Source organism: Pseudomonas sp. UBA6315, assembly GCF_002438125.1.
GTDB classification, from domain to species: domain Bacteria; phylum Pseudomonadota; class Gammaproteobacteria; order Pseudomonadales; family Pseudomonadaceae; genus Aquipseudomonas; species Aquipseudomonas faucium.
Genome location: NZ_DJTF01000160.1, coordinates 1 through 4,022, shown reverse-complemented (window position 1 = coordinate 4,022; position 4,022 = coordinate 1). Strand labels below are relative to the sequence as shown.

The 4,022-nt window shown below is 64.4% G+C and carries 3 protein-coding genes; all 3 read right to left on the bottom strand.

All coding sequences use genetic code 11. The features are described from left to right. The coding region (gene sthA / locus B3E94_RS18510) for a Si-specific NAD(P)(+) transhydrogenase (RefSeq protein WP_286914613.1) at positions 1 to 1,277 on the bottom strand (1,277 nt) is incomplete at its 3' end. A gap of 203 nt (positions 1,278 to 1,480) precedes the next feature. Then, positions 1,481 to 2,479 carry an FAD:protein FMN transferase gene (locus B3E94_RS18505; protein WP_286914612.1) on the bottom strand — a complete coding sequence of 333 codons (999 nt, stop codon included), beginning with the start codon at positions 2,477 to 2,479 and terminating at the stop codon, positions 1,481 to 1,483. A gap of 197 nt (positions 2,480 to 2,676) precedes the next feature. After that, a partial coding sequence (locus B3E94_RS18500) for a glyceraldehyde-3-phosphate dehydrogenase (RefSeq protein ID WP_286914611.1) occupies positions 2,677 to 4,022 on the bottom strand: 1,346 nt, incomplete at its 5' end.

Sequence of the window (4,022 nt, the reverse complement as noted above, 5' to 3'; positions counted from 1 at the left end):
ATGATCGCCTGGCCGATGTGGACGATTTCCGAAGCCTGGTAGCCGAAGCAGTGCACGCCGAGGATTTCCAGGGTTTCGCGGTGGAACAGGATCTTCAGCATGCCCTGCGGCTCGCCGGCGATCTGTGCACGCGCCATGCCCTTGAAGAACGCCTTGCCCACTTCGTATGGCACCTTGGCCTGGGTCAGCTCCTGCTCGTTCTTGCCGATCGAGCTGATCTCCGGGATGGTGTAGATGCCGGTCGGCACGTCGTTGACGAAGCGCCAGCTGCCGTTGTCGACGATGCTGCCCGCCGCCGAGCGGCCCTGGTCGTGGGCGGCACTGGCCAGGCTCGGCCAGCCGATCACGTCACCGGCGCCGTAGATGTTCGGCACGCTGGTGCGGTAGGCCTCGTCGACCTCGATCTGGCCACGGCTGTTGACCTTGATGCCGATGTTCTCCAGGCCCAGCTTGTCGGTGTTGCCGGTACGGCCGTTGCACCACAGCAAGGCGTCGGCCTTGATCTTCTTGCCCGACTTCAGGTGCAGGACCACGCCGTTGTCCAGGCCTTCGACCCGCTCGTACTCCTCGTTGTGGCGCACGGTGATGTTGTTGTTGCTGAAGTGGTAGCTCAGCGCCTGGGAGATTTCCGAGTCCAGGAAGCTCAGCAGCTGGCCGCGGTTGTCGACCAGCTCCACCAGCACACCCAGGCCGCTGAAGATCGAGGCGTATTCGCAACCGATCACACCGGCGCCGTAGACGATCAGCTTGCGCGGGGTGTGGCTGAGGCTGAGGATGGTGTCGCTGTCATAGACGCGCGGGTGGTGGAAGTCGATGTCGGCCGGGCGATACGGGCGCGAGCCGGTGGCGATGATGATGTGCTTGGCGTTGAGCTTTTCCACCACGCCGTTGGGGCACACCACTTCCACGGTCTGCTCGTCGGCGAAGCTGCCGGTGCCGAAGAACACGTCGACGCGGTTGCGCGCGTAGTAGCCAGTGCGCGAGGCAACCTGCTTGGAGATCACCTTCTCGGCGCTCTTGAGCACGTCGGGGAAGGAGAACCAGCGCGGCTCGCCGATGGCACGGAACATCGGGTTGGTGTTGAACTGCATGATCTGCCGCACCGAGTGACGCAGTGCCTTGGACGGGATGGTGCCCAGGTGGGTGCAGTTGCCACCGACCTGACGACGGCTATCGACCATCGCCACCTTGCGCCCTGCTTTGGCGGCGTTCATTGCCGCACCTTCTCCGGCCGGGCCGGAACCCAACACCACTACGTCGTAGTTGTAGACAGCCATGCGTACTCCTTCAGAACTGGCCCGCCAGCCACGGTCGCCGCGGGACTCGATCATGCCGCCGGGGCGCCATGAGAAAATTCGTGTGCAGTCTAATCAAGCGTGAACGCCGCGCACATTAACCCTTGGTCGCGTCGTAGGCCAATTTTGCCTGCACTACATATCGTTCACCGGTTCCCTGGCGTGGATCTTCCCTGCTTGCGCTTTCATTCGCCTTTCACGGCCCGTTCGAACGCGGGCGTAGCTCGGGAGACGAAGCCACCGGCCACCCGAGTCACCAGCACGGCGGCCAGGTCATGGGCAACGGCAAAATCCCAACCTTGCTCCGGCCCGAGGATCAGCAGCAGGGTCGAGTAACCGTCCGCTTGCAGCGCCGAGCCATCGAGCACGGTCACCGCTGCCAGGTCATGCTCGACCGGCCGCCCGAGGCGGGCATCGAAGGTGTGCGAATAGCGCCGGCCATTCTCCTCGAAATAGTGGCGATAGTCACCCGAGGTCGACAACGCCAGGCCATCGACCGGGATGACCTGGCGGGCTATCTGCAGGTCTTCGCGCGGCAGCTCCAGGGCGATGCGCCAGGGGCTGCCATCGGGCTTGCGGCCGAGTGCCTTGAGCTCGCCGGTGGCTTCGGCGACGAAGCTGGCCACGCCCATGGCGCGCAGGCGTTCGGCAATCAAATCGACCGCGTGGCCGGCGGCGATGCTGTTGAAATCCAACTCCACGGCGGCATCCTTGCACAGCGCCTGGCCGTCCAGCTGCAGGTGCCGGTAGCCGACGCGCTGGCGGACTTGGGCCAGGGCCTTGGGGTCGGGCACCTGTTCGTGGCGCGCCTGGGGGCCGAAGCCCCAGAGGTCGAGCAGCGGCTCGACGGTGAGGTCGAAGGCGCCGTCGCTCTGCTCGGCCAGGTGCTGGCCGAGGGCAACCAATTCGAGCATGTCGGCGGGCAAGGCCAGGCACTGGTTGGCGGGGAGCTGGTTGAACTGGCTGACGGTGGAGTCGCCGCGGTAGGTCGAGTAATGCAGGTCGATGTCCTGCAGGATGGACTCGACCGCCGCCTGCACCTGGGCCGGTGCCGGGCCGCCGGGTTCGCGCACGTACTGGATGCTGTAGCTGCTGCCCATGGTCGGGCCGCCCAGGCGCTCCAGGGCCGGGCCCTGGTTGCAGGCGGTGAGGAGCATCAGGATGAACAGCAGGGCTGTGCGCATGGTCGGGAATCTCGGTTGCCTGTACCGGCCTCTTCGCGGGGCAAGCCCGCTCCCACAGGATGACACCAACCTTGAGGGTGCCATTCATCCTGTGGGAGCGGGCTTGCCCCGCGAAGAGGCCGGTACAGGCACCATAAATACAGGCAAAAAAAACGGGAACCCGAAGGTTCCCGTTTCTCTAGCACTTTACAAGCGAATCAGCGTGGAAACGCTGGCGGGTTCACACCGGCCATCTCTTCCATCACGCGAACCACCTGGCAGCTGTAACCGAACTCGTTGTCGTACCAGACATACAGCACAACGCGGTTGTCGTTGGCGATGGTCGCCTCGGCATCGACCACACCGGCGTGGCGCGAACCCACGAAGTCGGTCGAAACCACTTCCTGGGAGCTGACGTAGTCGATCTGCTTGTGCAGTTCCGAGTGCATGGCGGTCTGGCGCAGGTACTCGTTGATTTCGTCGCGGTTGGTGCCTTTCTCAAGGTTCAGGTTGAGGATGGCCATCGACACGTTAGGCGTCGGCACGCGAATGGCGTTGCCGGTCAGCTTGCCCTTGAGCACTGGCAGTGCCTTGGCGGCTGCGGTGGCAGCACCGGTTTCGGTGATGACCATGTTCAGCGGCGCGGCGCGGCCACGACGGCTGCCCTTGTGGAAGTTGTCGATCAGGTTCTGGTCGTTGGTGAACGAGTGAACGGTTTCGACGTGGCCGTTGACGATGCCGTACTTGTCGTTGATGGCCTTGAGCACCGGCACGATGGCGTTGGTGGTGCAGGAGGCGGCCGAGATGATCTTGTCATCGGCGGCGATGTCACCGTGGTTGATGCCGTGCACGATGTTCTTCAGCGCGCCCTTGCCAGGTGCGGTGAGGATCACGCGGGCAGCGCCCGGGCAGGCCAGGTGCTGGCCCAGGCCGTCGGCGTCACGCCATACGCCGGTGTTGTCGACGATCAGGGCGTTGTCGATGCCGTACTGGGTGTAGTCGACTTCGCTCGGGCTCTTGGCGTAGATGACCTGGATCAGGTTGCCGTTGGCGGTGATGGTGTTGTTGGCTTCGTCGATGGTGATGGTGCCATCGAACGGGCCGTGCACCGAGTCACGGCGCAGCAGGCTGGCACGCTTGACCAGGTCGTTCTCGGCGCCCTTGCGCACGACGATGGCGCGCAGGCGCAGGCCGTCGCCGCCACCGGTCTTCTCGATCAGGATGCGCGCCAGCAGGCGGCCGATGCGGCCGAAGCCGTACAGGACGACGTCGGTGCCCTTGCGCGCCGAAGCGTTCTGCTGGCCAACCACGTCGGCCAGTTCTTCACGCACGAACTGCTCGGCGCTGCGGCCGTTGCCTTCCTGCTTGAACTTGTTCGCCAGCTTGCCCAGGTCGACCGAGGCGGCGCCCAGCTTCAGCTCGCTCATGGCCTTGAGCAGGGGGAATGTCTCGTGGACGGACAGCTCGGTTTCGTCGGTTTGACGGTGACGCGCAAAGCGGTGTGCCTTGAGGATCGAGATAACCGAACGGTTGATCAGGCTGCGGCCATAAATCGAGCTCACCA